The 21,218-nt window shown below is 71.7% G+C and carries 26 protein-coding genes, 1 tRNA gene and 1 pseudogene; 18 read left to right on the top strand and 10 right to left on the bottom strand.

The features are described from left to right. The first annotated feature begins 2 nt into the window (after nucleotides 1-2). From Q7L65_RS02615 to Q7L65_RS02595, 5 genes are all read left to right on the top strand, one after another. On the top strand, nucleotides 3-680 hold the full coding sequence (locus tag Q7L65_RS02615; protein WP_304718661.1) for a hypothetical protein: 678 nt from the start codon (nucleotides 3-5) through the stop codon (nucleotides 678-680). Beyond that, the gene (locus Q7L65_RS02610) at nucleotides 680-2,263 is read left to right on the top strand and encodes a hypothetical protein (RefSeq protein ID WP_304718660.1); all 1,584 of its coding nucleotides are present in this window, start codon (nucleotides 680-682) and stop codon (nucleotides 2,261-2,263) included. The genes Q7L65_RS02615 and Q7L65_RS02610 overlap by 1 nt, the downstream gene beginning before the upstream one ends. Nucleotides 2,264-2,326: 63 nt before the next feature. Next, nucleotides 2,327-2,893, top strand: coding sequence for a hypothetical protein (locus Q7L65_RS02605; protein ID WP_304718659.1), 567 nt, complete (start codon nucleotides 2,327-2,329; stop codon nucleotides 2,891-2,893). A gap of 16 nt (nucleotides 2,894-2,909) precedes the next feature. Next, nucleotides 2,910-3,200 (top strand): hypothetical protein, encoded by a 291-nt coding sequence (locus tag Q7L65_RS02600; protein WP_304718658.1) that lies wholly within the window; start codon nucleotides 2,910-2,912, stop codon nucleotides 3,198-3,200. A gap of 23 nt (nucleotides 3,201-3,223) precedes the next feature. Continuing rightward, nucleotides 3,224-3,535 (top strand): hypothetical protein, encoded by a 312-nt coding sequence (locus Q7L65_RS02595; RefSeq protein ID WP_304718657.1) that lies wholly within the window; start codon nucleotides 3,224-3,226, stop codon nucleotides 3,533-3,535. A gap of 81 nt (nucleotides 3,536-3,616) precedes the next feature. Here Q7L65_RS02595 and Q7L65_RS02590 read toward each other — a convergent pair whose 3' ends face one another. Together Q7L65_RS02590 and Q7L65_RS02585 are read right to left on the bottom strand one after the other, a co-directional pair. Continuing rightward, entirely contained in the window at nucleotides 3,617-3,898 is a 282-nt protein-coding gene (locus tag Q7L65_RS02590) for a hypothetical protein (RefSeq protein WP_304718656.1), read from the bottom strand. A 393-nt stretch (nucleotides 3,899-4,291) separates the two neighbouring features. Beyond that, the gene (locus Q7L65_RS02585) at nucleotides 4,292-4,669 is read right to left on the bottom strand and encodes a hypothetical protein (RefSeq protein ID WP_304718655.1); all 378 of its coding nucleotides are present in this window, start codon (nucleotides 4,667-4,669) and stop codon (nucleotides 4,292-4,294) included. A gap of 77 nt (nucleotides 4,670-4,746) precedes the next feature. Between Q7L65_RS02585 and Q7L65_RS02580 the strand changes: the two genes are divergently transcribed. From Q7L65_RS02580 to Q7L65_RS02550, 7 genes are all read left to right on the top strand, one after another. Beyond that, complete coding sequence (locus Q7L65_RS02580; protein ID WP_304718654.1) at nucleotides 4,747-4,965, top strand: helix-turn-helix domain-containing protein; 219 nt, start codon at nucleotides 4,747-4,749, stop codon at nucleotides 4,963-4,965. 117 nt (nucleotides 4,966-5,082) lie between these two features. Beyond that, nucleotides 5,083-5,415: a hypothetical protein gene (locus Q7L65_RS02575; RefSeq protein ID WP_304718653.1), complete on the top strand. Its 333-nt coding sequence runs from the start codon at nucleotides 5,083-5,085 to the stop codon at nucleotides 5,413-5,415. Next, nucleotides 5,412-5,630, top strand: coding sequence for a hypothetical protein (locus tag Q7L65_RS02570; RefSeq protein WP_304718652.1), 219 nt, complete (start codon nucleotides 5,412-5,414; stop codon nucleotides 5,628-5,630). The genes Q7L65_RS02575 and Q7L65_RS02570 overlap by 4 nt, the downstream gene beginning before the upstream one ends. Next, nucleotides 5,627-6,586 carry a hypothetical protein gene (locus tag Q7L65_RS02565; RefSeq protein WP_304718651.1) on the top strand — a complete coding sequence of 320 codons (960 nt, stop codon included), beginning with the start codon at nucleotides 5,627-5,629 and terminating at the stop codon, nucleotides 6,584-6,586. The genes Q7L65_RS02570 and Q7L65_RS02565 overlap by 4 nt, the downstream gene beginning before the upstream one ends. Then, complete coding sequence (locus tag Q7L65_RS02560; protein WP_304718650.1) at nucleotides 6,573-7,157, top strand: hypothetical protein; 585 nt, start codon at nucleotides 6,573-6,575, stop codon at nucleotides 7,155-7,157. The genes Q7L65_RS02565 and Q7L65_RS02560 overlap by 14 nt, the downstream gene beginning before the upstream one ends. Further along, a complete protein-coding gene (locus Q7L65_RS02555; RefSeq protein WP_304718649.1) occupies nucleotides 7,154-7,531 on the top strand; it encodes a helix-turn-helix domain-containing protein in 378 nt (125 codons plus the stop codon). Before Q7L65_RS02560 ends, Q7L65_RS02555 begins: the two co-directional genes overlap by 4 nt. Continuing rightward, nucleotides 7,521-8,852 (top strand): site-specific integrase, encoded by a 1,332-nt coding sequence (locus Q7L65_RS02550; RefSeq protein WP_304718648.1) that lies wholly within the window; start codon nucleotides 7,521-7,523, stop codon nucleotides 8,850-8,852. Before Q7L65_RS02555 ends, Q7L65_RS02550 begins: the two co-directional genes overlap by 11 nt. A gap of 75 nt (nucleotides 8,853-8,927) precedes the next feature. On the opposite strand, the gene Q7L65_RS02545 is transcribed toward Q7L65_RS02550, so the two are convergent. Both Q7L65_RS02545 and Q7L65_RS02540 read right to left on the bottom strand, forming a co-directional pair. After that, nucleotides 8,928-9,000, bottom strand: a tRNA-Thr gene (locus tag Q7L65_RS02545). Continuing rightward, the gene (locus Q7L65_RS02540; protein WP_304718647.1) at nucleotides 8,991-9,563 is read right to left on the bottom strand and encodes a hypothetical protein; all 573 of its coding nucleotides are present in this window, start codon (nucleotides 9,561-9,563) and stop codon (nucleotides 8,991-8,993) included. The genes Q7L65_RS02545 and Q7L65_RS02540 overlap by 10 nt, the downstream gene beginning before the upstream one ends. Nucleotides 9,564-9,731: 168 nt before the next feature. Here Q7L65_RS02540 and Q7L65_RS02535 point away from each other — a divergent pair, with 168 nt between their 5' ends. The 4 genes from Q7L65_RS02535 (at nucleotide 9,732) to Q7L65_RS02520 (ending at nucleotide 13,252) form a co-directional block, all read left to right on the top strand. After that, complete coding sequence (locus Q7L65_RS02535) at nucleotides 9,732-11,396, top strand: 1-acyl-sn-glycerol-3-phosphate acyltransferase (RefSeq protein ID WP_304718646.1); 1,665 nt, start codon at nucleotides 9,732-9,734, stop codon at nucleotides 11,394-11,396. A gap of 34 nt (nucleotides 11,397-11,430) precedes the next feature. Continuing rightward, a complete protein-coding gene (locus tag Q7L65_RS02530; RefSeq protein WP_304718645.1) occupies nucleotides 11,431-11,976 on the top strand; it encodes an RNA polymerase sigma factor in 546 nt (181 codons plus the stop codon). Then, nucleotides 11,973-12,320, top strand: a complete 348-nt coding sequence (locus Q7L65_RS02525) for a hypothetical protein (RefSeq protein ID WP_304718644.1) — start codon at nucleotides 11,973-11,975, stop codon at nucleotides 12,318-12,320. Before Q7L65_RS02530 ends, Q7L65_RS02525 begins: the two co-directional genes overlap by 4 nt. Before the next feature lie 113 nt (nucleotides 12,321-12,433). Further along, the gene (locus tag Q7L65_RS02520) at nucleotides 12,434-13,252 is read left to right on the top strand and encodes a rhomboid family intramembrane serine protease (RefSeq protein ID WP_304718643.1); all 819 of its coding nucleotides are present in this window, start codon (nucleotides 12,434-12,436) and stop codon (nucleotides 13,250-13,252) included. A gap of 52 nt (nucleotides 13,253-13,304) precedes the next feature. Here the strand turns inward: Q7L65_RS02520 and Q7L65_RS02515 are convergent, their stop codons facing one another. From Q7L65_RS02515 to Q7L65_RS02505, 3 genes are all read right to left on the bottom strand, one after another. Beyond that, on the bottom strand, nucleotides 13,305-14,060 hold the full coding sequence (locus Q7L65_RS02515) for a hypothetical protein (protein WP_304718642.1): 756 nt from the start codon (nucleotides 14,058-14,060) through the stop codon (nucleotides 13,305-13,307). Between the two features lie 91 nt (nucleotides 14,061-14,151). After that, complete coding sequence (locus Q7L65_RS02510; protein ID WP_304718641.1) at nucleotides 14,152-14,904, bottom strand: hypothetical protein; 753 nt, start codon at nucleotides 14,902-14,904, stop codon at nucleotides 14,152-14,154. 97 nt (nucleotides 14,905-15,001) lie between these two features. Further along, complete coding sequence (locus Q7L65_RS02505) at nucleotides 15,002-15,892, bottom strand: ABC transporter substrate-binding protein (protein WP_304718640.1); 891 nt, start codon at nucleotides 15,890-15,892, stop codon at nucleotides 15,002-15,004. Between the two features lie 12 nt (nucleotides 15,893-15,904). On the opposite strand from Q7L65_RS02505, the gene Q7L65_RS02500 reads away from it, so the two are divergent. Next, entirely contained in the window at nucleotides 15,905-16,198 is a 294-nt protein-coding gene (locus tag Q7L65_RS02500) for a 4a-hydroxytetrahydrobiopterin dehydratase (protein ID WP_304718639.1), read from the top strand. Nucleotides 16,199-16,444: 246 nt separating this feature from the next. On the opposite strand, the gene Q7L65_RS02495 is transcribed toward Q7L65_RS02500, so the two are convergent. Further along, complete coding sequence (locus Q7L65_RS02495; protein WP_304718638.1) at nucleotides 16,445-17,242, bottom strand: 3-hydroxyacyl-CoA dehydrogenase family protein; 798 nt, start codon at nucleotides 17,240-17,242, stop codon at nucleotides 16,445-16,447. Nucleotides 17,243-17,488: 246 nt separating this feature from the next. On the opposite strand from Q7L65_RS02495, the gene Q7L65_RS02490 reads away from it, so the two are divergent. Further along, the gene (locus Q7L65_RS02490; protein ID WP_304718637.1) at nucleotides 17,489-19,756 is read left to right on the top strand and encodes a bifunctional diguanylate cyclase/phosphodiesterase; all 2,268 of its coding nucleotides are present in this window, start codon (nucleotides 17,489-17,491) and stop codon (nucleotides 19,754-19,756) included. A 10-nt stretch (nucleotides 19,757-19,766) separates the two neighbouring features. On the opposite strand, the pseudogene Q7L65_RS27650 reads toward Q7L65_RS02490, so the two are convergent. Further along, a pseudogene (locus Q7L65_RS27650) lies at nucleotides 19,767-20,075 on the bottom strand (DUF192 domain-containing protein); the annotation flags it as partial. A 70-nt stretch (nucleotides 20,076-20,145) separates the two neighbouring features. Then, nucleotides 20,146-21,204 carry a hypothetical protein gene (locus tag Q7L65_RS02485; RefSeq protein WP_304718636.1) on the bottom strand — a complete coding sequence of 353 codons (1,059 nt, stop codon included), beginning with the start codon at nucleotides 21,202-21,204 and terminating at the stop codon, nucleotides 20,146-20,148. Nucleotides 21,205-21,218: the final 14 nt, after the last annotated feature.

Below are 21,218 nucleotides of genomic sequence, written 5' to 3'. Positions count from 1 at the left end.
CTGTGGCCGAAGAGATTCGCTACCGAGACACGCCGGTGCAGGTCGAGGTCGGCGGGATCTCGCAGACGCTCACGGTCGACTACCTGGTGCCGAAGATCGTCGCGCAGGTCGGCGAGGAGAACCTCGTCGTGGGGCCGGGAGGGCCGCGGGGCGACCAGGGTCCCGCCGGCGCGACCGGCGGTCAGGGCGCCAGAGGCGACACCGGGGCGACTGGAGCAGCCGGGGCCACGGGCGCGACCGGCCCCGGCGTCGCGACTGGCGGCAGCAGCGGGCAGCAGCTCGTCAAGGCGTCGAGCGCCGACTTCGACACGAGATGGATCACGCCGCCGGCCAAGACGTTGCGCAGCGTCCACACGTTCGCGCTCGCCGGCCCGGTGCTCGCTGCGACGCTGCCGGGGTTCTTCGTGTCGCTCGCGTCCGGCCAGGCGGCGACGCTCGCCGCCGTGCGCTACGTCGCTGGCGGCGGCACATCGTTCAGCTTCCGCGTGCGCAAGGGCAGAGCGGACGTCAGCGGCTTCGGCACGAGCGGCGCGCCGTTCGTCGCGACAACGACGGCCGCAGCCAGAGATCCGACGAATGTGACGCTCGCCGACGGCGACTACGTCGACGTCGTCATCAGCGACGTATCCGGCTCACCGACCGACGGCGTGATCACGGTGATCCTGGAGCACACGAGCTGATGGCCGGCTCCCGGCTGTTCGCCAGCGGTGACGAGCTGCGCTTCGCGCTCGGCGCGCCGCTGGTTGATGACTTCGTGCTGGCGGTCACGCTGAAACTGCTGTCGAGAGCAACGCAGACCTGGATCGGCGACCTCTCCAACGGCTACCAGTTCGGGCTCGACGGCGGCCCGCTCGCGATCTTCGAGTCTGCCGGCTCCGCGAACTTCGTCGAGACCTCGCCTGTGCCGCTGAACACGTGGGGCACAGTCATGGTCTCGAAGACGGCCGGATCGGTTCAGTGCGTGTTCAGCTGGGTCCCGGCCGACGGGTCGACCCCCGTGCACCCGGCCCCGAGCGAAACGAGAGGCGGTAGCTACGCCGACCTCAGATCGCTGCTCGGCTGGGTGATCAGAGGACAGGCGTTGATCGCGTCGGTGGCGTTGTATGACGCCTACAGGGGTTCGGCGATCCGCAACACGTTCACGTCGAGCGCAGCGATCGAGGCCGCCGCGCCGCTGCACCTCTGGGACGAGCGCGACGGCTTCACGAACGATCGCGGCAGCGACGGCGCCGCGGACCGCACCTCGATCACCGGCACGTCGCACTCGACCGACGAACCGGGCGGCTGGTGGGGCAGCGCACCGGCCACGCCGGGCGATGCGATGGTCGGCGTCGGCGACAGACGGGCGGTCGTCTTCTGGACCGAGCTGAACACCCCGCCTGACGGTTACCGCGTCTACCGCGACGGCGTCGAGGTCTACGACGGTGCAGGCACCGGCGACAGAGGCACCGTCGCGTTCGAGGACACCGGGCTCACCAACGGCGTCGAGCACACCTGGACGGTCACGGCCTACGTCGGCGGCGACGAAAGCGCGCCGAGCGGCGACCTGGTCGCGACCCCGATCGCGCCGACCCCGCACGGCGGCGGCTCCCGCTCGTTCGACGGCACCGACCTCGTCCGCCTGCTGCCGGGCATCGAGCCGCAGGAGCAGCCGAACGCGACGTTCGTGCTGGTGCTCAAGCCCGACAGCGTCTCCCCCGCGATGGGCCTGCTTCGCGCCGACGCGGCCCCGGCGCAGAGCGACACCAGAGACCCGTTCGCCTTCCGCATGTCGAGCAGCGGCGAGCTGATCCTCGACGTCTACAACCCTGAGTCGACGTCGAGCAGCGCCTCCGGGATCCGACTCACCGCCGGGGTGTGGCAGATGATCGCCGTCACCTTCTTCACGCCGAACAGAACGCCGCCGCGGTTCCACCACAAGAACATGGCGACCGGCGTCGTCGCGCACGCCAACGGCTCTCCCGACCACACCTACACGATCCACCCCCACGGCACCTGGACAGTGGGCGACAGGTTCAGCGGTCTGATCGCGCTCGCGGCCGTGATCGAGCAGAGCGACGACGCCGACTTCGAGACGCTCGACCTCGACACGATCGCGGCTCTCGCATACGCGCAGTGGGACGAGCGCGACGGGTTCTTGGAGGACCGCTCCGCCGGCACCGCCTACGCGCTGCGCAACGCCATCACCGGCACGACGCACTCGACCGACTCGCCGCCGAGCTTGTGGGCGCCGGCGTTCAACCGACTCGCGATGGTCGTCTGATGACGCGCCGCGCACACGAACTCCCGATGACCACCTACGAAGCCACGCTGGAGGGCTGACCCGATGCCTGTATCTCCCTCAACCCGCCTGGGCCTGCACGCCCCCTCGGGCGGCGACCCCGCTGACGTCCCCAGAGACATCCTGAGACTGCGCGACCAGCTCGACGCGTTCTCGCTCGGCTACGGGCAGGGCAGACTGTCTGACCGGCCGACGACGCATCTCAGAGGCCGGACGTTCTACGCGACCGACATCGCAACGCTCTACTACGACGACGGCTCGGTGTGGCACGAGGTCGGCGCGGAGGCCGGGAGTGCACGGATTGTCGGCGGTGTCGGCCAGCCGGCGCCCGCGAACGGTTGGTCAGCCGGATCTCCGGCGCCGCGCTTCTGGCGCCAAGGATCACGCGTTTACCTCGCAGGTTCGATGAACACGAACGGGACTGTGGTCCCGATCGCGTTCACGTTGCCGACCGGCTATCGGCCGAGTCTGGCGGTAGTGGCTGCGGCCGCTGCCCAGCCCGACAGCCTCGTGCCTGTAGGGATCTCAACCGACGGCGCGGTCTACGCCATCTTCGAGCCGGGCGTAACGTCGGTCGCGCTCGACGGCATCTCGTTCGACACAGTGCGGTGAGTCAGAAAGGGCGGCGATGACGCCAGACGACTACGCCGCCGCCCGCTACGAAGCCCTCAGCGAGCGGCTCACACATGTGAAAGCCGGCGCCGATCGGCGCGCCGAGCAGCTTGGGGAGCGGATTGACAGGCTTGCCGACCGCTTCGACGCGAGAGTCGAGCTGCTGCAGCGCGAGAAGGCCGACCAGGCCGATCTCGAGAAGGTCACGGGGACGCTCGACAGGGTCCTGTTCGCGATCATCGGGTTCAGCCTCACGATCGCGGGCTCGGCCGCGCTGATCGTGCTGCAGGCGCGGGGGCGGGCATGAGCGGCGGCGGGTGGAGGGCGGCGATGCGGCGGCTCTACGACGACAAGGACCGCTTCGCCGTCGTCGCGCTGGCGATCTCGTTCGTAGCGCTCGGCGCGGGCTTCGGCGCGCTCGCCTACACGGCGGCGAGCAACGCCGATCGGGCCGACGAGATCCAGCGCTCGCGCTACGACGCGACGCTGCGCTCGTGCCGCTCGCGCAACGAGGATCGCGCGAACATCGCGATAAGAGTGCAGCCGCGGCCGCCGTTCACGGCCGCGGACCTCGCGCGCGACTTCGGGCCGATCGCGCACGACTGCGCCCGCTACGCGCGCGAGCAGGTGAGGGTGCGGTAGGCGGGCGCCGGTCTCGCGCCATGCGGGGGGCCCGCTCGCTCCGGCGGTCACGTCGCCATCTGGGTCCGTGCGCTCCAGCGGTCACGCGCCGCGGTCGGGTCCCGCGCGTTCCAACGCTCCGCGCGCGCCCGGCGGCGTCCGCGGCGGACCGGCGCCGAGCTGGCGCTCGAGTCGCTCGAGCCGCGCTGCCTGGCTGGCGACGACGGCGCGCAGCTCCGCGAGCCCCTGCGCGCCTTCGCTGACGCCGAGGTAGTGCAGCGAAGCTTCGCGCAGCAGTCGAGCGCGCGTGATTCTGCGACGCCGCGCCTCGGCGCGGAGGCGGCGGTCGAGGTCCCCGTCGACGGTCGTGGAGATGCGCGGCATGTGAATCACCGTACGTACCGGGCCGGCTGACGATGCGGTTGAGCGATGAGCGTCTGCACGCCAGCGTGCAGACGTGTGGGAGGGGCGTCGTTTCCGGGTGCCGTTCGCAACACCACCGTTGACACCTCAGTAGTGAAGTCCTTTACTGGTCAACGACTGTCGAGGTGAGCTGCAGAGGGCGCCGGACCAGGGGTCACGGGGCTGGGAAGCATGCGTGGGCCGTTCGGTCGCGGGCCCGCGCAACGTGGCGAACGCGACCGCCCAAGAGGGATTCGATGAAGCAGAGGGGACTGGCGCACGCCGAGGCGGTCGCGCTGCATGAGGTCGTGCTCGCGCTGAGACGCGAAGCGGCGAAGCTCTCGTCCGATTCGCCCGTGCGCGGGGCGTTGCTAGCTATCGGGTCGAACCTCTCCCGTGCGCTCGGCGAAGACCGGCTGACACGGCCCGCGCGTCCTCGAGCGCATCGAGCGCGGCTGTCATGCCATGACTGACGAGCGCCGGCGCTCTGCCACTCGGCGCGATCTCGCCGAGGCGGCCGAAGTCGGCCCAGAACCATTCGAACGGCAGCCCGCAGCGGGTCGCTATCGCGCGCAGCTCGTCCCATGAGGCGCCGCGCAGCCGTGCCCGCTTGCCGGTGATCTCGTCGATCACCGACCCGCTCTTGCCGATCGCGCGTCCGAGCTCGTCGCGCGACAGCTTCGCGTAGGCCTGCGCCGCTCGCACCCGCCGCGCAACCTCCTCCGGATCGGGCCGGTCGTCGACGGGAACCATCCGGTCAGCTTGGCCATGCAGAGCCGGATTGCAAGATCTTGTTGCAAGATCTTGTTGTAGTCCCTAATATCTTGGCCATGACGAACGTGACCCCGCTGAAGCTGGCGATCGTCGCGTCGGGCAGGAGCCAGCGCGACGTCGCGGCTGCGGTCGGGATCAGCGAGTTCAAGCTCTCGCGGATCGTCAACCGCCGTGCGCAGCCGGACACGTCGACGCGGGCCGCGCTCGCACGCGAACTCGGCAGAGCACCCGCCGTGTTGTTCGGCGACACGCTCGAGCTGTTCGCGGCGGCGTAGTCGCAGCACCACGACAACAGAGCGCCCCCGCGACGGCGCACGTCCGGGGGCAGGCACCCGAATTGGAGGTTCGGATGCACAGCCAGGATCGCACGTACCTGCGGCCGGAGCAGACCGGTGCTCGATGAGAGCGCCACCTTCCTGCTCGCGCTGCTGCTCATCGCCGCGTTCGTCGCGCTCGTCGCCGTCGTGGCAGTCGCCGGCGCCGCCGCCAGCTGGGCGGTGCGCGCAGCGCTGCGGGCGCGCTGCGCGGATCGCCGCCTGGAGGCGCTGCGCGAGCGCCACTACGAGGAGGTGCGCGCCCACGCGCGCCGCTCGTCCGTCGAGCTGGAGCGGGTCACCCGCGCACGCCGCCCGCTTGTCGAGCTGGAGCAGGTCGACTTCGACGACTGGCCGCTGCTCGACAGCGCCGACCCGCCGGTCGTCTTCCCGCGCCGGAGAGCGGCATGAGCCGCGACCCGCTCGTCGCCGAGCTCGTCGAGCAGCTCGTCGCGATCCGCTTCGCCGAGCTGGTGCGCGAGAACCGCGCGCTGCGGGCGCGGCTCGCGGCCGAGCTGGTGCGCGGGGGACCGGCGCCGCTGCGACCTGCCTCGGCGCTGGTCAAGCCCACGCCGCGACCGCGGCTGCGACTCGTCCCGTCGCACGCGGACGGAGCGCGCACGTGAGCGACGGGCGCACGGTCTGGTGGCCGAAGGACTCCGCCTGGTGGCGGCGCGAGTACGTCGTCACGCTCGGCGAGGAGTTCGGGCCGGCCGGGCCCGCGGTCGTCGACTGGCTGACGTGCGAGGCGAAGGCGCAGAACGACGGTGGCCGCGTCAAGGCCGGGATGCGCTCGTGCGCGCGCGGCAGCTTCGTCGACGTCGCGATCGTCGGGCGCGTGCTCGCGCGCGCGGTCACGCTCGGCGCGCTCGACGACTACGACGAGGACGACGGCCGCTTCACGGCCCGCATCTCCGGTTGGGAGAAGGACAACGAGCGCGGCCGCGCGGCCTTCCGCAAGGCGCGTCAGCGCGAGCGCGAGGCGGGCGCCGACAACGACGGCGGCGAGCCCGACTGGCACGAACCGCCGGGCCCCGTGACGCGCCGTGACGTGTCACGTCCCGTCACGCCCGGTCGCGGCGAGTCCCCTACAGGAGAGGACAGGACAGCAGAGGACTTGACTGCTGACGCAGCCACTGCGCCGGGCGCGGACACGCGTGCATCGGTCTTCGACGAGCACGTGGTCCGCCTCTGCCGGCTGCAGTCGGAACTCGCTCGCGCTCGCACCAAACAGGCGCCGACGTCGCGCCGGCTCAGACCGACGCGTAGATGGCACACCGAGATGGATCGGCTGATGCGCCTCGACGGTTGGACGCCCGAGCAGGTCGAGCACGTCATCCGCTGGGTCGACGGACATAGGTTCTGGGCGCCGAACGTGCTCACCGCTGACGCGCTGCGGCGGCACTTCGACCGCTTCGCGGCCGCGATCAACGCGGAGCAGAGAGCTGCCAGGTCGCCCGCGCCGGGACCGGCGGTCACCGACAGGAACGCGGCGCGCCGTGCTCGCGCGGCCGCGGCGTTCGCGGAGCTGGTGCGCCCGGCGGGCGCCGAGCTGGAGGGGAGCGCACGTGACATCGCGTGAATGGCAGCTGATCGCGGTCGTGTTGGAGAACTGCTGGAAGGGCGAGTGGGACGAGGCGCGCGCAGCGGCCTACTTCGTCCTGCTGGAGCCGTTCGACGCGGCCGACGTCGAGCGGGCTCTGCACGTGCTCGTGCGCAACGGCTCCCCGTTCATCCCGGCGGTCGCGGAGCTGGTCAGCGCGATCGAGGCCGGCGCGCGAGCCGCCGTCCCGACCTGGCCGGAGGCCTTCCATCATCTGCGCCGGCTGCTGCCGCGTCACGCCCGCGACCACGACGCCGGGCTGCGCGCGCTGGAGCAGGTCCACCCGCTGCTGGCCTCGTTCGTCGCGGCGTACGGATGGCGCCGGCTCGCGCTCGAGCCGGTCGAGGACCCGGACCACGGCGGCGCCGTGCTGCGGCGGATCGAGCTGACCTACGCCGATCACGTCGCGCGCCAGCAGGAGCGCGAGCGCCATGGGATCGCGCTCGAGACGGTGCGGCGCCGGCGGCTGGCGGGCCCGCGCAGACTCGACGCCGCGGCGCTGATGCCGGCGGGCCCGGCGCGGTCCGCGTCGCCGGAGGAGCCGCGATGAGCGACGTGCAAGCGGCGACGAGCGGCGCGGCCCGCGCGGCGTCCGACCCCGAGCTGGCGGAGGCGATCGCGCAGCGCGTCGCGGAGCTGGTCGCGGCGCGGCCGCCGCGGCTGCTGACCGTCGAGCAGGTCGCGGAGATGCTGCAGGTCAAGCCGGAGTGGGTCTACGAGCACGCCGGCGAGTTGGGCGCGCTGCGGCTCGGAGGCGGCGCGCGCGGGCGGCTGCGCTTCGAGCTCGAGCAGGTGCGCGAGCGCCTGCGCGCGCAGGCGGCGGGTCCGCAACGGCCGGTCAGAGCGCGTCCGCGCCGCGCGCCGCGGCCGCGCCCGGCCGACGGCCCGCTGTTGCGCGTCGGACCGAAGCGCGATGCCGCGTAGACCGACCGGCGAGGCGATCGCCTACGAGCGCGCCGACGGCGGCGTCACGTGGTACGCCCGCTTCCGCGCGGAGGGCAGACGCCGCAGAGTCAAGCTCGGCACCGACCACGAGGGCTGGAACGCGACCCGCGCGGAGAACGCCGTCGCCGAGCTGGTCGGGCAGGTGCAGCGCGGCACGTGGAGAGCGCCGCGGGCGCCGCGCGCGCCCGCCGAGGATCCGTCGTTCCACGCCTTCGCGTCGAGATGGTTCACGGGCAAGGCGCGCGGGCTCAGCCGGCGCACCGTCGAGGACTACGAGTGGCGGCTCTCCAACCACCTGCTGCCCCACTTCAAGGACCATCGGCTGTCGGAGATCGACGTCCGCGCCGTCGACGGCTACCGCGCCGCGAAGCTCGCCGAGCGCGACGCGGCGCGCGCAGCGGGGTTGCGCTCGCTGTCCAACGACAGCGTCAACGCGACGATCGCGCTGCTGGCGCAGATCCTCGACGTCGCCGCCGAGCACAAGCTGCCGGTCGAGCAGCCGAACCCGGCGAAGGGCCGCCGGCGCCGGCTGAAGACGCAGCGCGGCCGGCGCTCCTTCCTCGAGCCCGACCAGGCGGCGGCGCTGCTGGACGCCGCCGGCCGGCTCGACGCCGCCGGCCCGCTCGACTGGGAGCGCGTCCAGCAGCTCCGCAGCTCGATGGAGTCGAACGTCGCGCTCGCGCGCGCGCACGGGATCAGCGACTCGCTCGTCTCGCGCGTGCGCCGCGGCCTCGTCTGGAGAACGCCGGCGAGCCAGCCGGCACGGCGCCCGGCGATCGCGACGCTCTTGCTGGCCGGTCCGCGGATCGCGGAGCTGTGCGCGCTCGACGTGCGCGACGTCGACCTCGTCAACAGGCGGCTGCTGATCGCCGACTCCAAGACCGACGCGGGGCGCCGTCAGATCGTGCTGAGCGACATGCTGGCCGCGGAGCTGACCGCGCACGTCGCGCGCCTGCAGCATGACCAGCCGCTGTTCGCCAACACGCGCGGCGAGCGCTACACGCCCTCGGGCGTGCGGACCGCCGTGCTCGCGCCGGCGACGGCGCTGGCGGCGCAGACGCTGCCGGGCCTGCCGGCGGTGACGCCGCACACGCTGCGGCGCACGTTCATCTCGCTGCTGCTGGCCGGCGGTGCGGACGTGCCGTGGGTGATGGCGCAGGTCGGCCACACCGACCCGAAGGTCACGCTGCAGATCTACGCGCAGGTGATCCAGTCGCGCCAGCGCGACTACGGCGAGCGCATCGACCGCATGATCGACGGGGCGATGCCGAATGGGACCAGGAACGGGACCAACCCGTGATCACGTCGACCGAGGCGCAGTCGCCGGGAGCGGGGAGACCGCCGCAACGCCAGTCGCGACGGGCATCGAGACGTAAGCCCGAGAGGGGACTCGAACCCCTGACCCCCTGTTTACAAGACAGGTGCTCTACCAGCTGAGCTACTCGGGCGGAATGCCCGAGTCTACGCGGGCGACGCCGGCGGCGCGCGCGATGTCGCCGTGCCCGTTGCTGGAGACGTGGTGCTCGAGCGGGTCGGGATCGGGCTCGACCGGCGGCAGCGGCTGCGGGTTCAGGCGCGACTCCAGTTCGCCCAGCAGCACGCCGAAGAGGGCGTGGCGCCAGGCGGCCTGCCAGAAGGCGCGGCGGCTGCCGGTCAGCACCGGCAGCTCGTCGCGGCCGGGGTGGTGGCGGTCGCTGAGGCGGCCGGCCGGCCACAGCGCGACGTGCTCGGCGAGCGCGACGAACGTGCCGCGCGCCGCGGGCGGACCCGGCAGCAGCGGTGCCAGCTGCGCGTAGACGGCGCCGAACAGCGCGCCGTTGCCGACATGCAGCGCCAGCCCCGGCGCGAACCAGCCGTCACGCGTGCCGGTGACGAAGCGCCCGAGCAGCTCGACGTCGTCGTAGCACGAGCCGAACGCGCGCTTGTCGAGCGGCTGCTGCAGCGCCCAGACGCCGGTCGCCAGCGCGCCGGCGAGCGCTCCGCGGAGCGTGCGTCTCGTGTCGAAGGACATCGTCGGAAGGACCATAGCGCGGGCTCGCGCGCCCGACGCCGGCCGCGCGGCCGCGCGCCTGCCCGGGTCGCTGCACCGCAGCTGCCGATCCGCAGCGCACCCCGCGCGTCGTCGGCGCCGCGGACACAGGTCTGTAACGCGCGTCGGGGGCGTGTGTACGTAACTCCGATGAGCGAGAGAAACGAAGCCCTGCACCGGCGTGCTCGCGAACGCGGCGTCAACCCGATCGTCTACTGGATCGTGCGCGCGTTCTTCCAGCCGTTCTTCCACCTGTACTTCCGGCTGTCGCGGATCGGCCGTGAGCACATCCCGGACGGGCCCGTGATCTTCGCGGCCAACCATCGCAGCTTCCTCGATCCCTTCATCATCGGCACGATGACGCGGCGGCCGCTGTACTACGTCGCGAAGGAGGAGCTGTTCAAGAAGAAGCTGCAGGCGTGGTTCCTCAACTCGCTCGGCGCCTTCCCCGTCTCGCGCGGCAACGGCGACACGCAGACGATCGAGACCGCGAAGGCAATCCTCGCGCGCGGGGACTCGGTGCTGATCTTCCCCGAGGGCACGCGCGTGCGCCCCGGCCCGCCCGGCAAGGCCAAGCGCGGCGTCGGCCGGCTCGTGCTGGAGACCGGCGTCCCGGTCGTCCCGCTCGCGATCATCGGCACGACCGACGTGCGCAAGGGCTGGCGCATACGCCCGCGCAAGATCCGCATCCGCGCCGGTCACCCGCTCACGTTCCCGCAGGTCCAGGACGCCTCGCGTGAGCTCGCCGCCGCCGTCACCGACCGCATCTGGCCCAACGTGATGCTGCAGTGGGAGTGGCTCGGCGGCCAGACGCCGCTGCGGCGCGCCGCCGTGATCGGCGCCGGCGCCTGGGGCACGACGCTCGCGGTGATGCTCGCCAGGGCCGGCCTCGAGGTCGACCTCGGCACCCGCACGCGCGAGCAGGCCGAGCTGATCGAGCGGGAGCGCGCCAACGCGCGCTACCTGCCCGGCGTCGCGCTGGCGCCCGAGGTTCGCGTCGCGCCCGCCGCCGAGCTGGAGCTGAGCGCGCACGACCTCGTCTGTCTCGCCGTCCCCGCGCGGGCGCTGCCGGCCGCGCTGGCCGCGCACGGTGCGCGGATCCCAGCGCGCGCCGGCGTGCTCGTCGTCTCCAAGGGCCTCGTGCCGCCGCTCGGCACGCTCCCGTCCGCCTACGCGGCGGAGCGCGTCCCGGCCCGCTCGGTCGCCGCGCTCGGCGGCCCCTCGCACGCCGCCGACGCGCTCGTCAACGGCGCCTCGATCGTGCTCGCATCCGCCGACGCCGCCTTCGCCTACGAGCTTGCGACCGTCCTCGGCGCGGCCGGCTTCGACGTCCACACCAGCAGCGACGTCGCGGGCGTCGAGCTGGCCGGCTGCGCCAAGAACGCCGCCGCGCTGGCCGCCTCCGCGGCCGCCGCGACCGCCGGCCCCAACGTCGCCGGCGCCGCAGCCGGCAAGGTCTTCTCCGAGATCGCCCAGCTGGCGCAGCGCAGCGGCGGGGAGGCCGCGACGTTCGCCGGCCTCGCCGGGGCGGGCGACCTCGTCGCGACCGTCGTCGCCGACGGCAGCCGCAACCGCCGCGCCGGCGAGCTGCTCGCGCAGGGGCTCTCAGCCGACGAGATCGCCCGCGTGCTGGGGCAGGCGGCGGAGTCCGTCGACAGCGTCGCGCTACTCGCCGCGATGCTCGAGAGAGCGGGCGTGAGCGCGCCCGCGACGGCCGGCCTGGCCGCGCTCGTGGAGGGCCGGATCGCGCCGGAGCAGTGGACCGCGTCGGTCACGCAGCCGTCCGTGCGTCCAGCAAAGGCGAAGGCGGCCTAGCCTCGCCGCTCTCTGAGCGCGATACTGCGATGCGGTGTCCGACCCCCCGAGCAGATCCAAGGCAGAGCTCGACCGCGAGTTCTCCGACCTGTATCGGACCCATCTGCGGGACGTCTACTCGTACTCGTACTACCGCGTCGGCAACCATCACGACGCCGAGGACCTCACCGAGCAGACGTTCCTGCAGGCGTACCGCCACTACGAGCGGGCGCTGCGCGAGTCCGACGGCCGCCCGCTGCGGCCATGGCTCATCCGCATCGCGCACAACCTCGCCGCCAACTTCTACCGCGACCGCGCGCGCAAGCCGCAGGCCGCGATCGAGGACGCGGCCGTGATCTCGTCGCCGCACACGACCGAGACGCTCGTCGAGGGCCGTGAGGAGCTGGAGGAGATCCTCGCCGGCGTCCAGCAGCTGCCCGACGACCGCCGCGAGGCGCTGATCATGCGCTTCGCGCTCGGCATGGACAATCGCGAGATCGCGCGCGCGCTCGGGCGCACCGACGGCGCCACGAAGGTGCTGCTGCACCGTGCGATCAAGCAGCTGGAAGGCATCGTCGCGCACCCGGAGCCGACCTCATGAGCACGACCGAGTTCGAAGAGCGGCTGCGCGCGGCGCTGAAGCCGGTCGAGCCGCCGGAGGATCTCGCGCGGCGGCTGGAGCGCACGCTCGTCAGCCTCACCGAGCTGGCGGCCGACGAGCTCGACGCGTGGGAGCTGTCGTCGATGCGCGACCCGCGCAACTGGGCGCGCCCGGCGGTCGCGGCGGTCGTCGGCGCGGGGGCCGGCACGGCGCTGGTCGCGTTGCGCGTGCGCAGCCGCCACCGCAAGCGCAAGGCGCAGTCGATCGGCGTCCTGGACCTCGCCGAGCGGACCGTGCGCGACGTCGCCGACGAAGCGCGCAAGCTCCTGCCGGGGCGTGATTAGGCGAACGCGGGAGTTCCCGGACCGGCCGCGCAGCTTCGTCACGCCGCCGTGGAACTCCCAATGCGAAGCACCTGAGCTTGCGGAAAGGTCCGGCTGCTAGCGTCAGCGCCGCTATGGCCACCTGTTACCGGCATCCGACGCGCGAGACCGGCGTCGCGTGCTCCAACTGCTCGCGTCCGATCTGCCCGGACTGCATGACGCCGACCCCCGTCGGCATGCGCTGCCCCGAGTGCTCGCGTGAGAAGACGAAGGTCGTGCGCGGACCGGTCGGCGGCGGGCTCTCGACGACGACGCTGAGCGCGACCGTCGTGCTGATCGCGATCAACGTGATCCTGTTCGTCGGCGAGATGGCCTCCGGCGGCAGCATCGGCGAGGCCGGTGGCACGTTGTTCCAGAAGCTCGCGCTGTTCGGTCCCTCGATCGAGTTCAACCACGAGTACTACCGGATGGTCTCGTACGCGTTCCTGCACTCGGGCTTCCTCCACATCGCGTTCAACATGTGGTTCATCTGGGTGATCGGCAACATGCTCGAACCGGCGCTCGGAAAGGTCCGCTTCGTCGCGCTCTACTTCGCCTCGCTGCTGTGCGGCGCGTTCGCGGTGCTGCTGCTGGAGCCGAACTCGGCGACGGTCGGCGCATCCGGCGCGGCCTTCGGCCTGCTCGGCTGCGCGATCGTCGAGGCGCGCTCGCGCGGGATCGACGTCTGGGCGACGGGTCTGCTGCCGATCGCGCTGATCAACTTCGCCTTCACCTTCCTGTTCCCCGGCATCTCGATCGGCGGCCACGTCGGCGGCTTCGCCGGCGGCCTGCTCGTCGGGCTGATCTTCCAGCAGGCCGACCGCGCGCGCCTGCCGCGCTTCGCCGGCACGATCGGCGCGGTGATCGTCGCCGTGGCCGCCGTCGTCGGCGGCATCGCCGTCGTCGGCGGCTAGACCGGCGGCGGCCAACCGCCGCGGCCGGCGGTGGCTGCGACGACCATGGCGCCTACTTCGCGGGTCTGCAGCTGACGGTGCCGACCGTCTCCGTCGGAGCGACGGCGGTGCCGGCGAACTGGAAGCTGCCGGCGATCGCCGTTCTGCCGCTCTTGGGGCAGCTGCGGACCTCCGTGTAGGGGCGACCTCTCCAGAGGCCGTCGAACCCGAATCTGATGCGCTTGATCTGGTAGGGCCAACCCGCCTCGCCGATCTGCTGCAGCGCGGAGGGCAGGTTCGCCGTCAGCGTGTAGCCGTATCTGCCGCGCGTTCTGCGCAGTTTCGCCGGGAAGGCCGTGTTCACCACGACCGGCGTCGCCGTGTAGATGTTGAACGCGAATGTGTTGGAGCGCCCGCCGTTGAACGCGACGATCTTGCCGGCCACGTCCGTGAGGCCCGCCGCCGGCACGTCGACGATCACGTCGCCGCGGCCGACCGCGGAGCCGAGCGGGCAGGCGTCGAAGCTCGCCGGCGAGTTGACTCTCGCGACGGTGCACGCGGGGAAGTCCCTGGTGTTGAAGTGGAAGTTCGACGGCAGCCTCAGCTCGAGCCGTCTGAGCACGCCGTTCTGACCGTCCGCCTGCGCGATCGTGACGTCGGTGGTGAGCTTGAGCGGCTTGACGCGGAAGTGGCCGACGGCGCCGGGGATCGGCGTGAAGGCGCCGCTGACCGAGGGCACCGCCGCCGTCGCGGCAGACGTGGCCAGGGCCAGCGCCGAAGAGATCCCGGCTGCCAGCGCGAGTGTGCGACCTACCCGAGCGAGGGACATGGCCCCGAGCCTATCTCCCGACGACGACCTCGGGCCGGCTCCGCGTGACGGAACCGGCCCGAGGGACCTGCGTGAGCTTTGGCTCAGCGATTCAGCGACGGCAGGCGATCGTCGCGCTCTGCGAGATCGGCGCATAGTCTCTGAGAAATGCGATTCTGCTCGCGATCGGGACGCTGAGGCTCTTCGGGCAGAGCGTCGTCGACTGGATGTACGGGATTCTTCTCCCGCTTCTGTTTCTCGCCCAGCCGCTGATCGTGCTGGTGAGCGTGCGCACCTGCGCGAACCAGCCGTCTGCGATCTCCTGCAGCGACGGCGGAATCGGCGCGACCAGGTGGTAGCCGAATCTGCCGCTGGTCTTCGTCAGCGGCGCGGTGAACGCCTCGCTGATCAGGACCGGGTTCTCGGCGTAGATGTGGATCGTGACGGACTTGCCGCCTCTGCCGTTGAAGATCGTCATCGTCGCGGGGACGTCCAGCACGTCTGCAGCCGGGACGTCGGCGCGGATTCTGCCGGTGCCGATCTTCGAGCCCTTGGGGCAGCCCGCGAAGCTTCTGCGCGCGTTGATCGTCTCGGGGCTGCAGGAGGGGAACAGCGCGCCGTTCGTTCTCGCGTTCGGCGGGAAGAAGAGGTCGACCTTCGACAGCGTGCCGGCCTCCTTGCCGGGATCGGCGTCGAGTCTGAAGCCTATGGTCAGTCTGAGCGGAGAACCGATCGGCCCCTTGTTGGGGTTGATCGAGCCGTTCAGCGAGTTCGGCTGCCCCATCGCCGCCGGGGCGGTGGCAAGCAGCAGGGCGGTGGCCGTCGCCGCGACGAGCGCGCGACCGTGACGTTTGATGGGAAGCATCTCCCGACTATAAACAGGGGCGTTCCAACTTGTCCAATGCGAACCGTGCGCCAACTGCATCCGCTGACAGCGACCGTTTGGAGACGGTGCGAACGGGCTACAGGTCGACCGTCAACGGCTCCGACGGAGCGGTCGGGAACGCCGCCGGATGGAGGATGTGAGCCATCAGCTCGAGCCCGTCGACGAGCCGCGGACCGGGACGTGAGAAATACGACGAGGCGTCGACTGCGACCACCTCGCCGGCGCCGATCGCGGCGAGCCGCTCGCCGAACAGCAGCGCCTCCGTGTGCGCGCGCTCGGCGTCGTAGCCGCACTGCATCACGATGACGACGTCGGGCTCCGCCTCGGCGATCTGCTCCCAGCTGCGGCGCTCGGACGGCTCGCCCGGCAGCCCGAGCACGTCGAAGCCCCCGGCGTACTCGATCAGCTGCGGCGTCCAGTGGCCGGCGATGTAGACGGGGTCGAGCCATTCGAGCGCGGCGACCTTCAGCAGCGGCTGCTCCCGAACCGCCAGGCGGACGCGGTCGATCCGCGCGGAGGCGTCGGCGATCAGGTCGACGCCCGCGTCTCTGCGGCCAGTCGCCTCCGCCAGCGTGCGGACGTCGCCGAGCGCCTCGCCGAGCGTCGTCGGATCGAGCGAGATCACCCTCGGTCTGCTGTCGATCCGCGCCGCGATCGCGACCACGTCGTCGTAGGAGACCGCGCAGACCGCGCACAGCGCCTGCGTCACGATCAGATCCGGCTGCAGCGCGTGGAGCTTCGGCTCGTCGAGCTCGTAGATCGTCTCGCCGTGCTGCGTGCGGGCGCGCACGGCGGCGTCGATCTGCCCGGCGCTGAGGCCGGCCGGCAGCGTGTCGCGTGTGACCTTCGGCAGTGTCAGCGCCTGCGCGGGATGGTCGCACTCATGGGTGACGGCGATAACCTCGGATCCGAGGCCGAGTGCGAACAGCCACTCGGTCGCCGAGGGGACGAGGCTCACGATGCGCATGGAGGAGACGATATGCCACGACTGACCGAGACCGAGATCCGCGCCCTACTGACCGGCGACGTGTGGAGACGCGAGGGCGAGACGATCGTCCGCGACGTGCAGGTGAAGGACTTCGTCGCCGCGATCGCGCTCGTCAACGGCGTCGCGCAGCTGGCGGAGGCGGCCGGCCACCATCCCGACATCCTCGTGCACGGCTTCAACAACGTGCGCCTGGCGCTCTCGACGCACAGCGAGGGCGGCCTGACCGACGCCGACTTCGACCTTGCCGCGCAGTTCGACGCGCTGATCACGCGCGAAACCTCCTGAGACTGCACGAAAGCGACGAAAGCGTTACCGTTCCTTGTGCACAACCGCACTACGGCCTGAGAGGAGCCGGCGGTTGAGCGGAGGAGGAGCGTGGTGGGCTAGGTGGGTCCGCCTCGAAGCAAAGCCGGCCCGCTTTCGCGGGCCGGCTTTGTTGCTTCTGGGAGGAGGTGCTGCTGTGAGGTACGTCGCACGTCGCAGTATGTGGACGCCACCTGAACCAGTCTTAAGCTGCGACTGAGAAGAATCTCATGTGTAGGAATGGAAGCCGCGGCCCGTCTTCTTGCCGAGATGCCCCTCCGCGACGAGCGCCTCGACGCGCGCCGGCACCTGCGTGCCGATCGCCTCGCCGATCGCCTTCGAGACGTCGAGCCCGACGTAGTCCAGCAGCGCCAGCGGGCCCATCGGATGGCCGGCGCCGAGCTGCATGCAGCGGTCGATCGAGGCAGGGTCCATCGACGTCTCCTCGAGCAGGTCGACGGCGCTGAAGAGGTACGGGAACAACAGCCGGTTGACGACGAAGCCGGCGATGTCGGGCACCTCGACCGCGGTCTTGCCGAGCGCGGCGCAGAGGTTGCGCGCGCGCTCGCGCACGTCGCCGATCGCGTCCGGCGCGTAGGCCAGCTCGATCAGGTCCATCTTCGGCACCGGGTTGAAGACGTGCAGCCCGACGAAGCGATCGGCCTTGCCGGTCTCGCGCGCCAGTTCGGCGACCGACAGCGACGACGTCGTCGTGGCGAGCACGGCGTTGCCGTTGGAGTGGCGGCCCAGTTCGCCGAGCACGCTCGCCTTCGTCGCGCGGTCCTCCGCGACGGCCTCGACGAGGAAGGTCGCTCCCGCCAGGTCGCCCAGCTCGCTGACGATCGTGACGCGGTCGGCGATCGGCTCCTCGCTGAGCTTGCCGCACCACTTCGAGACCATGCCGCGGGCACGGTCGGCCGAGCGATCCGAGCGCGCCCACAGGAGTACCTCGCCGTGCTGCGCTGCCGTCGCCGCCAATCCGCATGCGATGGCACCCGAACCTGCGATGCCCAGCCGTTCCTCCACGCCATGTCCCTTCGGTCGACTACGTGAACGGCGCGAACAGTAGGGGTCCGGGGCCGTCGGGAGCGCCAGTTCCGCGATGCGGAGCGGTCGTTCCCGAACTGCGAGTTGGCGCGTTTGCGTCCAGGGGAACGGTTGCCGGGTCAAGCGGCGGGCGTTGCGGCCGATGTTGGGGGAGTGAAGATGCAGTTCGGCCCTACGCGCGCGGGCGCAGCCCTCCGCGAGACAGCGCCCTTTCTCATAGGCGCTGTGCTCGCGTTCGCGCTGGTGCCGCTGTCGTCGCTCGACGACGTGCGGATGTGGCAACGAGCGATCGGGCTGGTGGTGCTGGCGACCGCGATCGGCTTCGCCGTCCGCTGGCTGGTCGCGTACCTGCGCGCCGGCCAGCATGCGCTCGCGCACGCGCAGCAGCAGTTCCGCACCGCGTTCGAGGACGCGCCGATCGGAATCGCGCTGTTCGGCGTCGACGCCCGCTTCACGGAGGTCAACCGCGCGCTCTGCGAGATGCTCGGCGTCGAGCGCCAGCAGCTCGTCGGGGTTCCCGTGATCGAGTACGTCGCGCCGAGCGACCGCGTCGAGCCGGTCGACACCTTCCGCGAGCTGATGAAGGGCTCGCGTCAGACGTTCAGCTCCGAGGTGCGGCTGCAGCGCGCCGACGGGCGTGAGATCTGGTGCCAGCTGCGCGCCTCGCTGGTGCGCGACGGCGACGGTCAGCCGCTGCACTTCATCGTCCAGGTCGAGGACGTCAGCGCCCGCCGCCGCGCGGCCGAGGCGCTCGCGGAGGCCGAGGAGCGCTTCCGGCTCGCGTTCGAGGGCGCGCCGATCGGGATCGCGCTCGCCGACCTCGACGGCCGCTTCCTGCGCGTCAACGACGCGCTCTGCGAGATCACCGGCTACACCGAGGCCGAGCTGCTGGCCGCCAACGTCGACCTGCTCGGCCACTCCGACGCCGCCGACGCGGAGGAGGAGTTCTACGACCGCCTGATGCGCGGGGAGATCCGCTCCTACCGGCTCGAGCGTCGGATCGTGCACGCGACCGGTCGCAGCGTCTGGGTCAGCCTCTCCGTCTCGCTCGTGCGCGACAGCTCCGGCGTGCCGCGCTACTGCATCAAACAGCTGGAGGACATCTCCGACCGCAAGCGCTTCGAGGGCCAGCTCGCCTACCTCGCCGACCACGACGCGCTGACCGGCCTCTACAACCGCCGCGCGTTCCAGCGCGAGCTGGACGAGCGCACGGTGCAGGGCAGCAACGGCGGCGCGGTCGTCGTGATCGACCTCGACCACTTCAAGGACATCAACGACACGCTCGGACATGCGGCCGGCGACGAGGTGATCGTGCGCGTCGCGCGGCTGCTGGCCAAGCGGCTGCGCAAGACCGACGTGCTCGGCCGCCTCGGCGGCGACGAGTTCGCGACGCTGCTGTCAGGTGTCGGGCGCGAGGAGGCCGAGGCGGTGATAGCGGAGCTGCTGAGGGTCGTGCGCGAGCAGTCGGTCGTCGTCGAGGACGGGCATCCGATCGGCCTGACCGCGAGCGCCGGGATCGCGCTGTTCGACGCCGACACGCCGCTGAGCGGGGAGGAGCTGCTGGTCAGCGCGGACATCGCGATGTACGACGCGAAGGAGGCCGGCCGCGACCGGCACGCGATCTCGTCCGAGACCGAGCAGCGTCAGCAGCAGATGACGGAGCGGATGGCGTGGTCGCAGCGGATGCGCGACGCGCTCGAGCAGGGCACGTTCGTGCTCTACCAGCAGCCCGTCGTCGACCTTCAGACCGGCCTGCCCAAGAGCCACGAGCTGCTGCTGCGGATGCGCGGCGACAACGGCGAGCTGATCCCGCCAGCCGCCTTCCTGCCGATCGCCGAGCGCTCCGGCCTGATCACCGAGATCGACCGCTGGGTGACGCACCAGGCGATCGCGACGATCGCCGAGCAGCGGCGCGCGGGGCGCGAGATCCGGCTCGCCGTCAACCTCTCCGGGGCGTCGGTCTCCGACCCGGCCCTGCTTGACATGATCGAGCGCGACCTCGCGAAGATGGCGCCGCCGCCGGGCAGCCTGATCTTCGAGGTGACCGAGACGGCCGCGATCGTCAACCTCGATCGCGCACGCACGTTCGCGGCGACGCTCGCGGAGCTCGGCTGCGAGCTGGCGCTCGACGACTTCGGCGCCGGCTTCGGCTCGTTCTACTACCTCAAGCGGCTGCCGTTCGACTACCTCAAGATCGATGGCGACTTCATCCGCCAGCTGACCTCCAGCCACGAGGACCAGCTCGTCGTGCGCGCGATCGTCGAGATCGCGAGAGGGCTCGGCAAGCGCACCGTCGCGGAGTTCGTCGGCGACGAGGCGACGATGGAGCTGCTGCGCGAGCTGGGCGTCAACGACGGCCAGGGCTTCCATCTCGGCAGACCGGCGCCGTTGGAGGACCTGATCGCGGCGACGACGGCGGCCGCTGAGGCCGCCGCTTCGGCTGAGGCGTCGGCGCCGTCGCGGTCGGCCTCAGCACCGGCGATCCAGGCCTGAGCGCCGCGGCAGCGCCCGGCGTCGTCTCCAGCACGGCGCGCGCCCCGCGGCACCAGCGCAGCCGCCGCGGGCTGACGGAACGGTCGATCCGCAATGCGCGGCCGTCGCGGTCAAGCCAGACGAGGTCGAGCGCGAAGCGCATCCCGACGGTGTGGATCGAGCTGGTCCCTTCGAGCAGGAGCGCGATCCCGGCGGGCTCGTCGAGCTGCGCGAGGCCGCGCAGACGTGCGAGCGGGCTGGCCGCCGTGCACGCGTGCAGGTGCTGCAACGGAGGTGCGAGCTGGAGTGGCGGGAGCTGCTGCAGGCGGGGTGGGAGCATGGCGTGCCTGATCCGGCACGCGGCAGAGTTCGCCCCCCGCCGACGTCGCGCGCCGCGAACGCGGCGCCGCTCAGCCCTCCCAGCGAAAGCCGGTCGCCGACGGGCGCGGCGCCAGCGGGCTCGCGGGCAGGCCGTCGGCCGGGACCGCGAGGTTGTAGGCGCTCGGCGCGAGGTCGTTCGGCGTCTCGGGGTGGAACAGCGATGCGAGGTACTGCGCCTGCCCGCGCCCGACGCCGAGCTCGAACTGGCCGCCGCCGTAGGCGCGTATGCCGTGCTCGGCGCAATAGTCGTAGCCGGCGCAGAGGCGCTCCAGCCCACCGAAGCGCGACGGCTTCACGTTCACCATCTTGGGCGCGAACGGCAGCGCCTCGACGTCGGCGATCGAGTGGATCGGCGCGTCCCAGGTGATGCGGTCGCGGTCGGGCGCGAGCGCCGCGTCGATCCCGTCCGCGTCGAGGTCCGGGTCCTCCAGCCAGACGTCCGGGAAGGCGTCGGCGACGCGCCGATACCAGCCGGGCTCGGCGGGCGTGTCGACGATCGTGCCCTTGTACTTGCCCTTGTAGTCGATCGAGTCGACGGCGCCGGTCGCGCGCAGCGCCGCGATCACGTCGTCGTCCCAGTCCGGGCTCGCGTCGAGCTTGAAGCGCAGCGTCGGATAGCGCTGCAGCAGGCGCGTGACGCGCTCGGGCTCGGCCGGTCTGCCGAGCGACAGCGAGACGACGAAGGTGAGCGGCTGCGGCGTGCGGCCGAGCAGCTCGTGCAGCGGTCTGCCGATCTGTCGCAGCGCGAGGTCCAGCGCCGCCGAGTGAAACGACCAGCGGCGGTAGAGGCGCGAGGTCTCGCCGCTTCTCGGCTCGACGGGGAAGAGATCGAGCGCGTCGACGTGGGCGCAGAAGTCGCCCAGCGTCCACGTGCCGGCCAGCGGCTGGACGGCGCCCGCCGCCTGCAGCGCGTCCTGGTCCTCCGCTTCGTAGACGACGTCCTCGCCGACGCCCTCGTGCCCGCCGCCGTGCAGGTGCACGATCGTCGATCTGCGCGTGAAGCCGCTGGAGACGTCGAGTTGCAGCCCTTCGAGCGCGTACGACTCGATCGTCAGCGGCAGGTCGGCCAGCAGGGCGTAGGTGCTCATCGAGACGCCGTTCC

The organism is Conexibacter sp. CPCC 206217 (genome assembly GCF_030646165.1).
Lineage (GTDB): Bacteria > Actinomycetota > Thermoleophilia > Solirubrobacterales > Solirubrobacteraceae > Conexibacter.
Note: the sequence above shows the minus strand (reverse complement) of the source record. Positions and strands in the feature narration are given on the sequence as shown.

Bases quoted from the DNA above. Each gene is read 5' to 3' on its own strand.
- Q7L65_RS02610 (WP_304718660.1), top strand. From the start codon at position 680: ATGGCCGGCTCCCGGCTGTTCGCCAGCGGTGACGAGCTGCGCTTCGCG.
- Q7L65_RS02605 (WP_304718659.1), top strand. From the start codon at position 2,327: ATGCCTGTATCTCCCTCAACCCGCCTGGGCCTGCACGCCCCCTCGGGC.
- Q7L65_RS02600 (WP_304718658.1), top strand. From the start codon at position 2,910: ATGACGCCAGACGACTACGCCGCCGCCCGCTACGAAGCCCTCAGCGAG.
- Q7L65_RS02595 (WP_304718657.1), top strand. From the start codon at position 3,224: ATGCGGCGGCTCTACGACGACAAGGACCGCTTCGCCGTCGTCGCGCTG.
- Q7L65_RS02590 (WP_304718656.1), bottom strand. From the start codon at position 3,898: ATGCCGCGCATCTCCACGACCGTCGACGGGGACCTCGACCGCCGCCTC.
- Q7L65_RS02585 (WP_304718655.1), bottom strand. From the start codon at position 4,669: ATGGTTCCCGTCGACGACCGGCCCGATCCGGAGGAGGTTGCGCGGCGG.
- Q7L65_RS02580 (WP_304718654.1), top strand. From the start codon at position 4,747: ATGACGAACGTGACCCCGCTGAAGCTGGCGATCGTCGCGTCGGGCAGG.
- Q7L65_RS02570 (WP_304718652.1), top strand. From the start codon at position 5,412: ATGAGCCGCGACCCGCTCGTCGCCGAGCTCGTCGAGCAGCTCGTCGCG.
- Q7L65_RS02555 (WP_304718649.1), top strand. From the start codon at position 7,154: ATGAGCGACGTGCAAGCGGCGACGAGCGGCGCGGCCCGCGCGGCGTCC.
- Q7L65_RS02550 (WP_304718648.1), top strand. From the start codon at position 7,521: ATGCCGCGTAGACCGACCGGCGAGGCGATCGCCTACGAGCGCGCCGAC.
- Q7L65_RS02540 (WP_304718647.1), bottom strand. From the start codon at position 9,563: ATGTCCTTCGACACGAGACGCACGCTCCGCGGAGCGCTCGCCGGCGCG.
- Q7L65_RS02535 (WP_304718646.1), top strand. From the start codon at position 9,732: ATGAGCGAGAGAAACGAAGCCCTGCACCGGCGTGCTCGCGAACGCGGC.
- Q7L65_RS02525 (WP_304718644.1), top strand. From the start codon at position 11,973: ATGAGCACGACCGAGTTCGAAGAGCGGCTGCGCGCGGCGCTGAAGCCG.
- Q7L65_RS02520 (WP_304718643.1), top strand. From the start codon at position 12,434: ATGGCCACCTGTTACCGGCATCCGACGCGCGAGACCGGCGTCGCGTGC.
- Q7L65_RS02515 (WP_304718642.1), bottom strand. From the start codon at position 14,060: ATGTCCCTCGCTCGGGTAGGTCGCACACTCGCGCTGGCAGCCGGGATC.
- Q7L65_RS02510 (WP_304718641.1), bottom strand. From the start codon at position 14,904: ATGCTTCCCATCAAACGTCACGGTCGCGCGCTCGTCGCGGCGACGGCC.
- Q7L65_RS02505 (WP_304718640.1), bottom strand. From the start codon at position 15,892: ATGCGCATCGTGAGCCTCGTCCCCTCGGCGACCGAGTGGCTGTTCGCA.
- Q7L65_RS02500 (WP_304718639.1), top strand. From the start codon at position 15,905: ATGCCACGACTGACCGAGACCGAGATCCGCGCCCTACTGACCGGCGAC.
- Q7L65_RS02485 (WP_304718636.1), bottom strand. From the start codon at position 21,204: ATGAGCACCTACGCCCTGCTGGCCGACCTGCCGCTGACGATCGAGTCG.